The following is a 14,148-nucleotide window of genomic DNA, read 5'->3' as shown; positions in this document are numbered from 1 at the left end:
GGGCGGGGTCCGAATGCGGAGCGAAAGCTCTTAGAGGATGGACTGGCCAGTGGCCTTCCAATCCTTGAGGAAGCCATCGATGCCCTTGTCGGTCAGCGGGTGGAGAGCCAGCTTCTTGATGACGTCGGGCGGGATGGTGGCGACGTCAGCACCGGCAAGAGCTGCCTGGGTGACGTGGTTGGCCGAACGGATCGAGGCGGCCAGAATCTGAGTCTCGAACTGGTAGTTGTCATAGATGGTGCGGATCGTCTCGATCAGCTCCATGCCGTCGATATTGATATCGTCGAGGCGACCGATAAAGGGCGAGATATAGGTGGCGCCGGCCTTGGCAGCGAGCAGCGCCTGATTGGCCGAGAAGCAGAGCGTGACGTTGGTCTTGGTGCCCTTCTCCTTGAAGTACTTGGTGGCCTTGAGGCCATCCAGAGTCAGTGGCAACTTGATGACCACGTTGGATGCGATCTTGGAAAGCACTTCGCCCTCGGCAACCATGCCATCGTATTCCAGGCTGGCAACTTCAGCGGAGACCGGATCAGGCGTGATGTCGCAGATTTCCTTGATGACTTCCTTGAAATCACGGCCCGACTTGGCGATCAGCGACGGATTGGTGGTCACCCCGTTGATGAGCCCAGCCTCATTAAGCTCCTTGATGGCGGCGGTATCTGCAGTGTCGACGAAGAACTTCATCGTTCCCTCCTAAAAACTCGAATTCTGCCTGGCGGTTAGACCAGATGTAGACATGGCCGCGGGTTGCCGCAAGCCACAGGATCAGCGAATGGCGGCCAAAACGGCGTCGGCCAGATCGCCAACCCGATCTTCCGGGATGCCGGCAATATTGATGCGACTATCAGAGGTCATATAGACCCCATTTTCGGCCTTAAGATGATCAACCGACTCGACCGGCAGGCCGAGCAGCGAAAACATGCCGCGGTGATCGGCGACAAAGTCGAAATCGCTTGAGTTGGAGCGCTCGCGAATGGCCGCGGCAAGTTTTTCGCGCAACACGATCATGCGGTCGCGCATCTCAGCCAGCTCGGTTTCCCACTCGGCGCGCAGATCTGCATCCTCAAGGATAGTGCGGATGATTTCGGCACCATGATCGGGCGGCTGGGAATAAGCGCCGCGAATGATATTGAGGAGCTGGGAATTGGTCACATCGGCCTGCTCGCCGTCGCGGGCGACGAGAATGGCGGCGCCGATCCGCTCGCGATACAGACCGAAATTCTTCGAGCCGGAAAAGGCGATCAGCGCTTCGGGGACCGAAGCCAGGATCTTGCGGGTGCCATAGGCGTCGGGCTCGATGCCATCGCCAAATCCGAGATAGGCCAGGTCGATAAAGGGCAGTGCGCCAGTGCGGGCAAGGCTCTGCGCCACCTGATCCCACTGGGCATCGGAAAGATTGGCGCCGGTGGGGTTGTGGCAGCAGCCATGCAGCAGGACGACGTCGCCAGCGCCGAGCTTGTCGAGCGCGGCGAGCATGTCGTCGAACTTCACCGCGCGGGTGGCCGGGTCGAAATAGGGATAGGTGGCGACCTTCAGACCCGAGCCGATGGCGATCGGGTTGTGGTTGGCCCAGGTGGGATCGGAGACATGGACCGTGGCGCCGGGACGGGCGCGATTGACCAGTTGCATCAGCACCCAGAGCGAACCGGTACCGCCTGGGGCCTGGGCGACGCGAACGCGGGCCCGATCCACGCTGTCGGCGAGTACAAGATCCAGCACGGCAGCGCCGAACCCCTTGTTGCCGGCTATGCCGAGATAGGATTTTGTCTTCTCGTTCGAAAGCATGCGCTGCTCGGCCTTGCGGACCGAAGACATGATCGGGGTCACACCTTTTTCGTCCTTATAAACACCGACGCCAAGGTCGATCTTGGTAGGACGGGAGTCGGCAGCGTATTCGCCCATGAGCGCAAGAATCTTGTCGCCAGGGGCCTTGGAGAGGGTTTCGAACATTTTTTCCGAAGATCCGGTGAGAAGGCGCGGCCTTTATAGGCCGCATGGGATAATTTGCAAATTCAGCGCTAGTGTCTAACGCCCGATTTCTCCAGTTCCGCTGTCAGTTGCGGCAGGACTTCGAAGAGATCGCCGATCAGTGCCACATCGGCGATCTTGACGAGTGGCGCCTCGGGATCGGAGTTGATGGCGATGATCTTCTTGGCGCCCTGAATTCCGGCGAGATGCTGTAGTGCCCCCGAAATGCCGACAGCGATATAGAGTTCCGGCGCGATGATCTTGCCGGTCTGCCCCACCTGCCAGTCATTGGGGGCGTAGCCCGCATCCACGGCGGCGCGAGTGGCGCCGACAGCCGCACCCAGCGTCTTGCCGAGTGCCTCGATGAGTTTGAAGCCTTGTGCAGAACCAACCGAGACGCCGCCACCGACGACGATCTGCGCAGTGGCGAGATCAGGGATGTCGGTTTGAGTGCGATGGGCGGCGATGAAACGCGCTGCCGAGGCGATTTCGGTGTCGAGCGTTTCGACAGTTGCCGCATTGCCTGCTGCCGCCGGGCGGAAGGCAGAAGCGCGGAAGGTCAGAACATGTTTTTGCTGCGGGTCGGTGACGGTTTCAAGCGCATTGCCGGCATAGATGGGCCGGACGAAGCGGTTGGTGCCTTCAATGGCGACGATGTCGGTGACCGGCTGAATGTCGAGCTTGGCGGCGAGGCGCGGCATGACATCCTTGCCCGTGGTCGAGGCGGAAGCTGCGATGACCGTGTAGCTCTCAGCCAGCCCGGCGAGTAGATCGGCAAGGCCGTCGGCCAGCAAGGCTTCCTTGGCGTGGAGAACTTTGGCGACGCCGGCAATAGTAGCGGCCTGATCGGCGGCAGCGCGGGGGCCGGGGACCAGAAGATCGACCGGGCCGAGCTGCGCCGCTGCGGCGACGGTCCGCGCGGTGGAGGCTGAAAGGGCCCCATTGTCGAGTTCGGCGAGAACCAGAACGCTCATCAGATGGCCTCCATCCCATTGACCTCGGTGGCAATGATGGCCGCCAGTTCGGATACCGTGCCAACGGACGCTCCCGCAGTCCGCTCAGGCGGGGGCGAGACCTTCTCGACTGTGAGACGCGGAGTGAGATCGACGCCGAACTCGGCCACGGGGCGCACGGCCAGCGGCTTGGAGCGGGCCTTCATTACCATGGGCAGGGCAGCGTTGCGCGGCGTGTTGAGACGCAGATCGGCAGTGACAATGGCGGGCAGCGGCACAGTGATCGTTTCGCGACCGGAGTCCACCTCGCGGGTGATTTCAAGCGCGCTGCCATCGACTTTGATTTCGGAGGCAAAAGTGGCCTGCGGGCGGTCGGTCAGGGCGGCGAGCATCTGGCCGACATGGTTGCTGTCATCATCCACGGCCTGTTTGCCGAGCAGGACCAGATCGGGCTGTTCTTCCTCGACCACCTTGGCCAGGAGCTTGGCGATAGCCAGGGTTTCGAGCGGCTGGTCGGCTTCAACCAGAATGCCGCGATGGGCACCCATGGCGAGAGCCGTCAAGATGACATCATTGGCGGGTTTGGGCCCAATGGAAACAACAACGATCTCGTCTGCCGATCCTGCCTCGGCCAATTGCACGGCCGCTTCCACGGCGTGCTTGCAGAATGGGTTCATGGACATGCGTACGCCGTTGGTCTCGACGCCCGATCCATCGGGTCGAACCCGAATACGGACATTGTGATCGACCACGCGTTTGACCGCGACGAGAATTTTCATAGCCAACCTTTTCTGGGCTATCCCCGGTAGTTGCCGGCTTTCTGGCAAAAAGGTCAGACAGGAGCAAGGCGCGCAGGGAGAATATCGGTTCGGTCTGATGCAAAATGTTGGAAAGTGTGCCCACGCCTCTCGGCGCGACACGGTGTGGAGTTGACTGCCGAGGCCCGGACAGAGACATTGCGGCCTTCCTTCCCGAGTCCCGGATTATTGCATGCCCGTTCTCAACCGCGTTGCCGAATTCCAGCCCGAAATTGCCGCCTGGCGGCAAGACTTTCATGCCCATCCCGAACTGCTGTTCGATGTGCACCGGACGGCCGGTATCGTCGCGGAGAAGCTCAAATCGTTCGGCTGCGATGAGGTGGTGACCGGGATTGGCGGCACCGGCGTTGTTGGCGTCATCAATGGCCGCGGGACGGACAATCGGATGGTCGGTCTGCGCGCCGACATGGACGCCCTGCCGATGACGGAAAAGACCGGGCTGCCGCATGCTTCCACACACGAGGGCCGGATGCATGCCTGCGGCCATGACGGGCACACGGCTATGTTGCTGGGCGCCGCGAAATATCTGGCGGAAACACGCAATTTCGACGGCCGCGTCGCGCTGATTTTCCAGCCGGCGGAAGAGGGCGGCGGTGGCGGCAAGGTGATGCTTGATGACGGCTTGCTCGACAAGTTCGACCTCGCCGAAGTCTATGGCATGCACAATTGGCCGGGCATGCCGGTGGGCACCTTCGGCATTCGCACGGGCGGCATCATGGCGGCCACCGACCGCTTCTATATCGACATTGTCGGCAAGGGTGGGCACGCGGCCCGGCCCCATGCCACGATCGACCCGATCATTGTCGCAGCCCAGATGGTGACGGCGCTGCAGACCATCGTGTCGCGCAATCTCGATCCGCTGGAAAGCGCGGTGCTCAGCGTCACCATGGTCGAGGCCGGCGAGGCCGACAATGTGATTTCGCGCACGGCCAAGATCACCGGCACGGTGCGCACTCTCGATGGCGGGGTGCAGGATTTTATCGAGGCGCGGCTGGCCGAGTTCGTCCCGCAATTCGCGCGAAGCTTCGGTGCCGAAGCCAGCGTGCGCTATGCGCGCGGCTATCCGGTGACGGTCAATGCGCCCGAGCAGACCGAATTTGCCGCGTCCGTGGCGCGCGACATTGTCGGGGCCGGCCAAGTTGATGCCGATGCAGAACCCTCCATGGGCGGGGAGGACTTTTCCTTCATGCTCAATGAGCGCCCGGGCGCCTATATTTTTCTGGGCAACGGGGACTCGACCGAGCTTCATACCGACACCTATGACTTCAACGACGAAGCCATTCCAGTCGGCGTGAGCTACTGGGTGCGGCTGGTCGAAAAGGCCCTGCCCCTAGCGTGAGAACTGCCGGGTTGATGGGAAAGATCAAGCTTTTGCCCGCACGGCTGATCGTCTAAGGCTGCCAGTACCATGCCAGCCCTCGCCGTTTCTTCCCGAACCATTCTTTCTGTCCTACTGACCCTCGCCATTTCCGCGGCGGGGGGCGGCATAGCCACGTTTCTTGGTCTTCCCGCCGGATGGCTGATGGGCGGGGCGCTGGCGGTGACGATTGCGGCGATGGCAGGATTGCCCATGATCCTGCCCGACGGGTTACGCAATGTGGTGTTTGTGCTGATTGGCATGTCGATGGGCGCCAGCGTGGCGCCGGACAGCCTGCAATTGCTGGGAAGCTGGCCCATTTCGTTGGCCGCGCTGGCGATCGAACTGGTGATCATCGTCGCTGCGACCGGCTGGATGCTGACCAAGGTGTTCAAGCTCGATCCTGGCACCGCCTATCTCAGCTCGTTTCCCGGGCATCTGGCCTTTGTCATGGGCATTGCCGCCACGGGCGTCGGTAATGCCCGGCAGATCGTGATCATTCAGGTGATCCGGATCTTGATGTTGACCATTGCCGTGCCGATTGGCGCGGTGTTCTTGCCCATCGACCATTATGCAGCGCAGGTTGCTTCAGCCTATCTCAGCCCGCTGCAACTGATGCTGCTGGCTGCAGTCTGCGTTGCGGCAGGACTCATATTCATGCGACTCAAGGTGCCGGCCGGCATGGTGCTGGGCGCCATGGCAGCGGCGACTGGGGCGAAGTTGGGCGGGTTCTATACCGAGGCGATGCCGACGCCGCTGGTGATCGCAACCTTTGTACTGACCGGGGCGCTTATCGGGTCGCGCTTTGTAGGGATCACGCGCACCGAATTTCTGGCGGCGGCCACAGGCGGGCTGATCGCCACCGCCATGACGGTCAGCATCGTGACCGTCATGGCGTTCGGCGTCGGGCAGTTGGTGGACATGCCGTTCGGCCAAATCTGGCTGGGACTGTCGCCTGGTGCGCTTGAAGGCATGGGCGCCCTGGGGATTGCGCTGGGCTATGACACAGCGTTCATTGCCGCCCACCATGTGATCCGATTGCTCTTGCTCAGCTTTGCCATTCCGGCCGTCGCCGTTCTCGTGCGCAGTTTGGAGCGCGGGACGCAAGGGAGCCACAATTGAGCGGCATGAAATCGGACCAAAAGGAGATTGCAGTGATGATCCGGTTTGGTGCACCGGTCCTTCTTGTCCTCACCCTTTGCGGAACGGCCCAGGCCTCGAGCGCGCAATGCCTGGCCGACCGACCGGGCGTGAGCATTTCCTTTGGGGTGACCCTGGGAGACACGTTCAGTGAAAGCGATCAGAACGAGTTCAACCTGATGCGGCTGCGCCGCATGGGTGTGGACGCCACCCGCGCCGAAATGTGGGGCGGGTGCATCCGCGCTTTCGTGCGCACATCCAGCGGCGAGGAAATGCAGTTCTTCCACCCCCAGTCCTTCGAGCGCGTCTATATGTAGGGTCGCGCCGCGCCGACCTAACCAGCCTTGTAGCTCACCCTGCCTTCCCCGACCGGAGCGGGCAAGATAGCGAAGCCGTTGGGTCCGAGTTGCAGCGACGCACCATCCAGGGTTGCGTTGTGGCTCACGGGCTCCAGGGCCAATTCCACTTTCGACAGCTTTACGTTGCGCGGATCAGCCGAGAGGTTAAAGACGCAGATCAGATCCTTGCTCTCGCCCGAGCGGCGATAGGCGAGCACCGGCTCGTCGCATTTGAAGAAGGCAATATCGCCAGTGCGCAGGGACGGGTGACTTTTGCGCCAAGCCAGCAGTGTTCGGTAGGCATTGAGCGTGGATGCCGGGTCGTGGTTCTGCACATCTACGCTGAGCGCGGAGTGTGCCGGCTTGACGGGAAGCCAGGGCTTGCCGGTGGTAAAGCCGGCATGGGTCAGGTCGTGCTGCCAGGGCATGGGCGTTCGGCAGCCATCGCGTCCCTTGTCCTCGGGCCAGAAGCGAATGCCGCGCGGATCGGTCAGTTCTTCATAGAGGATGTCGGCTTCTGGCAGGCCCAGTTCCTCGCCCTGATAGAGGCCAACCGATCCCTTGAGCGTCAGCATCAGCGCCGCGGCCTGTCGGGCCAGATCGGCGGGCGACACGCTGTGGGGCGCCCAACGCGTCATATGGCGGATGACGTCGTGATTGGAAAAGCTCCAGCAGGGCCAGCCGGTCTCCCCATCCGCAAAGAAAGCCTCGACCTTGGAGCGGAAGTGCTTGGCGGTGAATTTGGGGCCGAGAAAATCGAAAGAGTAGCACTGGTGCAGCATGTCGCTGCCGGAGGTGTAGAGCTTCATCAGCTCCAGACCGCGCTCGTCATCGCCGACCTCGCCCACCGTTGTGGTGCCGGGATATTGGTCGAGCAATTTGCGCAGCTTTTTGAGCCAGGCGACATTCTCCGGTTGGCTCTTGGAGAATTTGTGGCTCTGCATGTCATAGGGGTTGGTCGCCGGCAGCCCCTTCAATGACTTGAGCGGCGGGTTGGAACGCATTTTGGCGTCGTGAAAATAATAGTTCACGGTGTCGAGCCTGAAGCCATCAAGCCCGCGATCAAGCCAGAAGCGCATGACGTCGAGCACCGCATCCTGCACGTCAGGATTATGGAAGTTAAGGTCTGGCTGCGCGGCCAGGAAGTTGTGCAGGTAGTATTGCTTGCGCGATGTGTGCCATTCCCAAGCCGATCCGCCGAAAACCGAGAGCCAATTGTTTGGCGGCGAACCATCCGGGTTGGCGTCGGCCCAGACATACCAGTCGCTCCGCGCGTTCTCACGCGAGAAGCAGGATTCGCGGAACCAAGGATGCTGATCGGATGTGTGGCTGACGACCTGATCCATGATCACCTTCAGCCCAAGCGCGTGGGCCTGTTCGATGAGCTGATCAAAGTCCTGCAGCGAACCGAAAAGGGGATCGACCTGCGTATATTCTGACACGTCATAGCCCATGTCGGCCTGGGGCGACTGGGTAATGGGCGAGAGCCAGATGCAATCCACACCCAGACTGGCGATATGGCCAAGCCGGTCGATTATGCCCGGCAGGTCGCCTACGCCATTGCCATTGCTGTCCTGAAACGAGCGGGGATAGACCTGATAGATCACTCCGCCGCGCCACCAATCACTCATAAAACGCTCCCTGGGCCAAAGGCCGATTACGCCTGAAGCTAGCGGGTTCCGCCGATGCTGTTAATCGGGCAGTTTGTGCTGGGCCCAGGAAAGTTGGCTATGCAAATCACCACCGGTCGGCTCATCGACCATGCCGAGACTATCGAACCACTTGCCCGGCTCATGCAGCAGCAATGGCCGGATTGGTATCGGGATCCAGCAAAGGCGCGCGGAGATCTCGTTTCCCGGCTGAACGATGCCAGGTTGCCATTGGGGCTGGTGGCATTCGCAAATGGCCGTGCCGCCGGCGCCTGTGCCCTCACACTATCCAGCGGCGGACTGGTGACCGACCGCACCCCATGGGTCGGCGGCTTGCTCGTTGATCCGGGCCTCAGGCGTAAGGGTCTGGCCGCGGCGCTGCTGGCGCGGGCGACCGAAGAAGCGCAACTGTTGGGGCATGAGCGACTCTATGCCCTGACGGCCACTGCACACGAGCTATTCGGCAGCCAGGGCTGGCAGCGGATCGAGAACATCGAACTCGACGGCCAGGCTCACGCGATCTATTGCGCCGAGCTGATCGGAGAGATCTCCGTCAAACCACTGCGCTGATGAGCGGCTCGCCACCGAAGTGCTTTTCGAGATTGGCGACCAGCAGGGCGCCCATGGCGTCGCGGGTCTGGCGGGTGGCGCTGCCCTGGTGAGGAGAGAGCACCACGTTGTCGAGGGTGAGCAATTCGGCGGGAACCTGCGGTTCCTTCTCGAACACGTCCAGCGCCGCGCCGCCGAGCCCGCCATTGACCAGGAGCTCGACCATTGCCGGCTCATCAACCAAGGTTCCGCGGGCGACATTGACGAGACATCCTCTGGGGCCGAGCGCTTCAAGCGCATTGCGACTGACAATGCCTTCGGTGCCCTGGCCGCCTGGCGCGATGACCACGAGCCAATCGCTGTCGCGGGCCATGTCTTCAAGGTCATCATAATAGATATAGGGTACTGCCGGCTGCAAATGTCGACCGTGATAGACCACACGCATTTTCATGGCCTGAGCCCGCACAGCAATTTCCTTGCCGATCCGACCGAGCCCCACAATTCCCACGGTTTTGCCCATCAGCTCGGAAAACAGACCATAATTCCCAGAAGGCCATTTCCCCTGACGTACAAACTGGTCTGCCTGGGGTATCCGGCGGGCGAGCGAGATCATCAGGCCGATGGTCATTTCCGCCACGGCGTCGTTGAGCACGTCGGGGGTGTTGGTGACGCGAATATTGCGGGCCTTTGCAGCGCCAACGTCGATGTTGTCATAGCCAACGCCGAAGCTGGCGATGATTTCGAGCTTGGGGAGCTTGTCCATCAGGTCGGCCTGTACCCCGGAACCGGCATGGGCGCGGATGCGCGGGCCGTTTTCGGCCAGCCAAGCGTCTTGGTCGGCCATCTCATGCAGCTTGTGCACGGTGTAGCGGGCTGCAAGGGCCTCTTCACAACTGGCAAGGAGGGTATGGGTCTGTAGAATCTCGATGGTCATGCAAATAGGTCCGAAATGGGGTGCCGACGCCCCCACTCTGCTCGGCTTTGGAACGATGGCTTGGATTGCGCGCGAATGAGAGCATTTTCAACGCTGGTTGCGCAAGTCTGGCCTGCACGAAAAAGCGGCAAACCAACCCTTTGAGCGTCTGGACGGCAGATTTCAAACGTGTAGCAATACAGGGGCGATCGGGAAGCCGCATTTCAGAAGCGGAGTAGGATGGGCGAGAAAACGCCATTTGACGAAATGTACAACCCGGATGGGTCGGTCCGCGAGCCCTATCGCGCGCTTGCCGAATGGCTGGCCGAGCAACCGGACAAGGGCTTGGCCCTGATGCAGACAGATGCTGAGGCAATCTTCCGCAAGCTGGGTATCACCTTTGCCGTTTATGGCTCGGATGAAGGTAACGAAAAGGTCATTCCCTTCGACGTGATCCCCCGCATCATCGCAGCCAATGAATGGCGACGGCTCTCCAAGGGGATCGAGCAGCGGGTCAAGGCCCTCAACGCATTTCTCTACGACATCTACCACCGCCAGGAAATCCTGAAGGCCGGGCGTGTCCCGGAAAAGCTCATCCTCAACAATGAGGCGTTCTGCCCTCAGATGATGGGGCTGGAACCGGCCAAGGGCGTTTATGCCCATATCATTGGCGTGGACATCGTGCGGGTCGGACCCGACGAATTCTATGTGCTGGAAGACAATCTCCGGACTCCCTCGGGCGTCAGCTACATGCTGGAAGACCGCGAGGCCATGATGCTGCTGGCGCCGGACCTGTTTCATCGTTCGAAGGTAGCGCCGGTCGAAATCTATCCCGAAAATCTGCGGCGGACGCTCGAGAGCGTGGCGCCCGATAGCGCGCGTGGCGCTCCTAATATCGCAGTGCTGACGCCGGGAATCTACAACTCGGCCTATTTCGAGCACTCGTTCCTGGCTGACCAGATGGGAGCCCAGCTTTGTGAAGGACCGGACCTGTTTGTGGATGGCGGCAAGGTTTATATGCGCACCACATGCGGTCCCGAACAGGTAGATGTGATCTACCGCCGCATCGACGACGACTATCTCGACCCGCTGACCTTCCGTCCGGACTCGATGCTGGGCGTGCCGGGGCTGTTCGACGCTTATCGTGCTGGCAATGTGACGTTAGTCAATGCGCCGGGAACAGGCATTGCCGACGACAAGGCGGTCTACACCTATGTGCCGGATATCATCGAGTTCTATCTCGGAGAGAAGGCGCTGCTTTCAAACGTCCCGACCTATAATTGCACCGATGAGGATCAGCGCGCCTGGGTTCTGGAGAACATTGCGGATCTGGTGGTCAAGGAGGTCCATGGCTCAGGCGGCTATGGGATGATGGTCGGCCCGACCTCGACCAAGGCCATGCATGCCGAGTTCCGAAAGAAGATTGAGGCGCGGCCGGACAATTACATCGTGCAGCCGACGCTGAACCTTAGCACCTGTCCCACGCACATTTCGGGCGATGTGGCCCCGCGCCATGTCGATCTCAGGCCCTATGTGCTGGTGGGCGACGAAGTGAGGATTACCCCGGGTGGGTTGACACGCGTGGCGCTGAAGAAGGGTTCACTGGTGGTCAACTCGTCCCAGGGTGGCGGGACGAAAGATACGTGGGTGCTGGAAGATTGAGGATGCTCGGACGTACCGCCGCCAATCTGTTCTGGCTTTCGCGCTATGTGGAGCGGGCCGAGAATATGGCCCGCCTGCTCGAAGTGGGTTACCGCATGTCGCTGACCAGCCGCCGCGAAGGTGGGGCAAGCGAGCATCTGGTTTCGATGATGCAGGCCGCCGAAGTCGACGAAGGGTTCGATGCCAAGCATGAGTTGGCCGATGTCGACACGGTTGCCCACTACATGATGTTCGACCCGGACAATTCCTCGTCGGTCTATTCGTGCTTGCAGGCCGCGCGGACCAATGCGCGCGCGGTGCGCACGGCCCTGACCGGGGACATGTGGGAAAGCATGAACGGGGCCTGGCTGGAATTTTCCCAGATCAAGCCGCGAGATGTCCGGGGCGCCAAGCTGCAGGGCCTGTTGCAATGGGTGAAACAGCGGAGCCATGAATTCCGGGGCGCGCTGCTGGGCACCATTCTGCGCGACGACGGCTTTAACTTCTTGCAAGCAGGCAATTTTGTTGAGCGGGCGGATAACACCGCGCGTATTCTCGACATGAAATATTACGTACTGCTGCCGCGCGCCACTCAGGTGGGCGGAGATCTCGACATTCAGCAATGGACCTTGATCCTGCGGGCGGCATCGGCACATCGCGCCTATCGCCATGTCTACCACGACCGCTACAAGGCCGAGAATATTGCCGACTTCCTGATCCTGCGCCCAGAAATGCCTCGTTCCCTAGTCTATTGCGCTAATTTTGTGCAGCAGAACCTGGACAGCCTGGCCAAAATCTATGGCCGTCGGGAACAATGTCAGGATGCAGCAGACAGCCTGTTGGCCATGGTCGAGGGCGCGAGCATGGACGCAATATTTTCGGAAGGCCTGCACGAGTTTCTCAACGAGTTCATCTCTCGCAACAACCGGGTAACTGACTGCCTGTCCGACTCTTATAATTTTTACTGATCCATGCGTATCGAGATCGACCATTCGCTGACCTTCTCGCTCCCGCCGGACACGGCACAACTGGTCATGCATTTGTTGCTGACACCGGCCAGCGGACCGTCTCAAACCGTGGAAAGCTGGAGTATCGAAGCCGCCGGCATCGGCAATGCAGGCCGTTTTCGAGACGGGTATGGCAATGCCGCCCATCTGGTCAATCAAACTCGACCCGACGGCGAGATGCGCCTGGTAGCACGCGGGGTTGTGCGCACCACCGACACCAACGGCGTGCTGGGCAGAAAGCTGCCAGACGAGCCGGTTCCAACCCTGTACAAGCGGGTGACGGCGCTGACCCGAGCCCCGGTGACACTCTATGGCAAGTTTCGCTCCGCGAAGGACAATCGCCTGGATGTGCTGCATGGGTTGATGGCACGTGTCGGCGAGACGCTGGGACTGGCTGAGGAAGCCGAGCCTGCAACGCAGATGCAGGCGACGGGCGAGCAAACGCAACGTCAAAGCGCTGAGCCAGACAGCGACCTGCCGCCAACCATCGATTATGTGCATCTGTTCATTGGTGGGGCGCGGGCGCTGGACATTCCGGCCCGCTTCGTCTGCGGTTATCTGGCGCCGGGCGACGGCATGGCGGGAGGGCTGCACGCCTGGGCCGAAGCCTATGACGACAAATTGGGCTGGATCGGTTTTGACGCGCAGAACCAGGTCTGCCCCACCGAGCGCTATGTGCGGCTGGCGGTGGGACTCGATGCGGAGAGTGCACTGCCGCTGCGAACGGTGCCTATAGGCGAGATCGTGCAAGAAGCGGTGGTGAAACCGGCCTGACGATTTTTCATCCTGGCCCGGCTACACACTTAGCACGTAGAGCCAGCCTGAAATCGTCAGTGCCGACAGCACCGTCGCGATGAGGATGGTATTTGCGGCAACGCTGACTCCCCGCTCATAGAAGGTGGCGAAAACATAGATGTTGATACCCGAGGGCATGGCCGAAAGCAGAATGCCGTAGCGGGCGATGTCCATGGGCACATGGAATACCCAGATCATCAGGGCATACGCGATCGCCGGATGAACAATCAGCTTGATGAAGGAGGCCACCAGAGCCTGTTGCCAATTCTCGGACAGCTTGAACTCGTTGAGCGCGCCGCCAATGCCGAACAGTGCCACCGGCACCACCGCCTGCGCCATCATCCGAAAGAAGGCGGCAATCGGCTCGGCTAGCTCAGCACCCGAGATCGAGAGCGCAATTCCGCCGGCTATGCCCCAGATCAGCGGATTTGAGACGACGCGCCGGAAGGCCAGAACCAACGTAGCGCCGAGGGGCTGGGCATCGCGACGGGTCAGTTCCATCGTTACCATTGCCAGGGTGAGCAGGATGGCACCATGCAGGCCAATGATGGACAGGGTTACCGGCAGGGCCCCGTCTCCATAGGCCCGAGTCATGATCGGTAAACCGACCAGCACGGTGTTGGTGAACATCGCCGAAAAGCCGGCAGACACGGCCTCGCCCGGCCGATTGCCGAAGACGCGACGCGCCACCAAAATGCCGAGCACAAAGCAGACAATGGCGCCGAAATAATAGGGACCGATAATGCCAATATTGAACGCGGCGCGGAAATCGCTGGTGCCGATGGAATAGAACAGAAGGCAGGGGGTAGCGAAATTGTTGACGAAGCCAATCAGCGCTTTCACCCCATCGGCGGGGAAAAGCCGCCGGTGCACAGCCAGGTAGCCCAACGCGATGAGCGCGAAGATGGGCGCGATAACGGCAAGTATGGAAAGCATCGGCCAGCGGTCCGGGCCAGAGGAAGGATTTGCAAGCCCTAGCTCCGGCAGGAAGCAAGGTCAATCGCCACCTTGTATGGTAGA

The 14,148-nt window shown here is 60.9% G+C and carries 14 protein-coding genes; 7 read left to right on the top strand and 7 right to left on the bottom strand.

The window, feature by feature from the left end; genetic code table 11:
* Positions 1-30 precede the first annotated feature (30 nt).
* The 4 genes from fsa to GGR20_RS13800 all read right to left on the bottom strand — a co-directional run bounded on the left by fsa (position 31) and on the right by GGR20_RS13800 (position 3,700).
* Entirely contained in the window at positions 31-684 is a 654-nt protein-coding gene (fsa, locus tag GGR20_RS13815; RefSeq protein ID WP_183311958.1) for a fructose-6-phosphate aldolase, read from the bottom strand.
* Positions 685-765: 81 nt separating this feature from the next.
* Positions 766-1,950, bottom strand: coding sequence for an amino acid aminotransferase (locus GGR20_RS13810; RefSeq protein WP_183311957.1), 1,185 nt, complete (start codon positions 1,948-1,950; stop codon positions 766-768).
* 68 nt (positions 1,951-2,018) lie between these two features.
* Positions 2,019-2,942 (bottom strand): electron transfer flavoprotein subunit alpha/FixB family protein, encoded by a 924-nt coding sequence (locus tag GGR20_RS13805; protein WP_183311956.1) that lies wholly within the window; start codon positions 2,940-2,942, stop codon positions 2,019-2,021.
* Positions 2,942-3,700: an electron transfer flavoprotein subunit beta/FixA family protein gene (locus GGR20_RS13800; RefSeq protein WP_183311955.1), complete on the bottom strand. Its 759-nt coding sequence runs from the start codon at positions 3,698-3,700 to the stop codon at positions 2,942-2,944. The genes GGR20_RS13805 and GGR20_RS13800 overlap by 1 nt, the downstream gene beginning before the upstream one ends.
* A 211-nt stretch (positions 3,701-3,911) precedes the next feature.
* Here GGR20_RS13800 and GGR20_RS13795 point away from each other — a divergent pair, with 211 nt between their 5' ends.
* The 3 genes from GGR20_RS13795 (at position 3,912) to GGR20_RS13785 (ending at position 6,553) form a co-directional block, all read left to right on the top strand.
* On the top strand, positions 3,912-5,078 hold the full coding sequence (locus tag GGR20_RS13795) for a M20 aminoacylase family protein (RefSeq protein WP_183311954.1): 1,167 nt from the start codon (positions 3,912-3,914) through the stop codon (positions 5,076-5,078).
* Positions 5,079-5,147: 69 nt separating this feature from the next.
* Positions 5,148-6,218 (top strand): AbrB family protein, encoded by a 1,071-nt coding sequence (locus GGR20_RS13790; protein ID WP_183311953.1) that lies wholly within the window; start codon positions 5,148-5,150, stop codon positions 6,216-6,218.
* Positions 6,215-6,553: a hypothetical protein gene (locus tag GGR20_RS13785; RefSeq protein WP_183311952.1), complete on the top strand. Its 339-nt coding sequence runs from the start codon at positions 6,215-6,217 to the stop codon at positions 6,551-6,553. Before GGR20_RS13790 ends, GGR20_RS13785 begins: the two co-directional genes overlap by 4 nt.
* A gap of 17 nt (positions 6,554-6,570) precedes the next feature.
* Here GGR20_RS13785 and GGR20_RS13780 read toward each other — a convergent pair whose 3' ends face one another.
* Entirely contained in the window at positions 6,571-8,205 is a 1,635-nt protein-coding gene (locus GGR20_RS13780) for an alpha-glucosidase (protein ID WP_183311951.1), read from the bottom strand.
* A 99-nt stretch (positions 8,206-8,304) separates the two neighbouring features.
* Between GGR20_RS13780 and GGR20_RS13775 the strand changes: the two genes are divergently transcribed.
* Positions 8,305-8,793, top strand: a complete 489-nt coding sequence (locus GGR20_RS13775; protein WP_183311950.1) for a GNAT family N-acetyltransferase — start codon at positions 8,305-8,307, stop codon at positions 8,791-8,793.
* Here GGR20_RS13775 and GGR20_RS13770 read toward each other — a convergent pair.
* On the bottom strand, positions 8,777-9,706 hold the full coding sequence (locus tag GGR20_RS13770) for a 2-hydroxyacid dehydrogenase (RefSeq protein ID WP_183311949.1): 930 nt from the start codon (positions 9,704-9,706) through the stop codon (positions 8,777-8,779). The two genes, GGR20_RS13775 and GGR20_RS13770, sit on opposite strands and share 17 nt — an antisense overlap.
* 219 nt (positions 9,707-9,925) lie before the next feature.
* Here GGR20_RS13770 and GGR20_RS13765 point away from each other — a divergent pair, with 219 nt between their 5' ends.
* Genes GGR20_RS13765 through GGR20_RS13755 form a run of 3 tightly spaced genes read left to right on the top strand, consistent with a single transcriptional unit; the run spans position 9,926 to position 13,107 of the window.
* A complete protein-coding gene (locus GGR20_RS13765; RefSeq protein WP_183311948.1) occupies positions 9,926-11,347 on the top strand; it encodes a circularly permuted type 2 ATP-grasp protein in 1,422 nt (473 codons plus the stop codon).
* Between the two features lie 2 nt (positions 11,348-11,349).
* Complete coding sequence (locus GGR20_RS13760) at positions 11,350-12,294, top strand: alpha-E domain-containing protein (RefSeq protein ID WP_183311947.1); 945 nt, start codon at positions 11,350-11,352, stop codon at positions 12,292-12,294.
* Positions 12,295-12,297: 3 nt separating this feature from the next.
* Positions 12,298-13,107 (top strand): transglutaminase family protein, encoded by an 810-nt coding sequence (locus tag GGR20_RS13755; protein WP_183311946.1) that lies wholly within the window; start codon positions 12,298-12,300, stop codon positions 13,105-13,107.
* A gap of 21 nt (positions 13,108-13,128) precedes the next feature.
* Here the strand turns inward: GGR20_RS13755 and GGR20_RS13750 are convergent, their stop codons facing one another.
* The gene (locus tag GGR20_RS13750) at positions 13,129-14,064 is read right to left on the bottom strand and encodes an AEC family transporter (RefSeq protein WP_183311945.1); all 936 of its coding nucleotides are present in this window, start codon (positions 14,062-14,064) and stop codon (positions 13,129-13,131) included.
* Between the last annotated feature and the right edge of the window lie 84 nt (positions 14,065-14,148).

Source organism: Devosia subaequoris (assembly GCF_014197055.1).
Lineage (GTDB): Bacteria > Pseudomonadota > Alphaproteobacteria > Rhizobiales > Devosiaceae > Devosia > Devosia subaequoris.
Note: the sequence above shows the minus strand (reverse complement) of the source record. Positions and strands in the feature narration are given on the sequence as shown.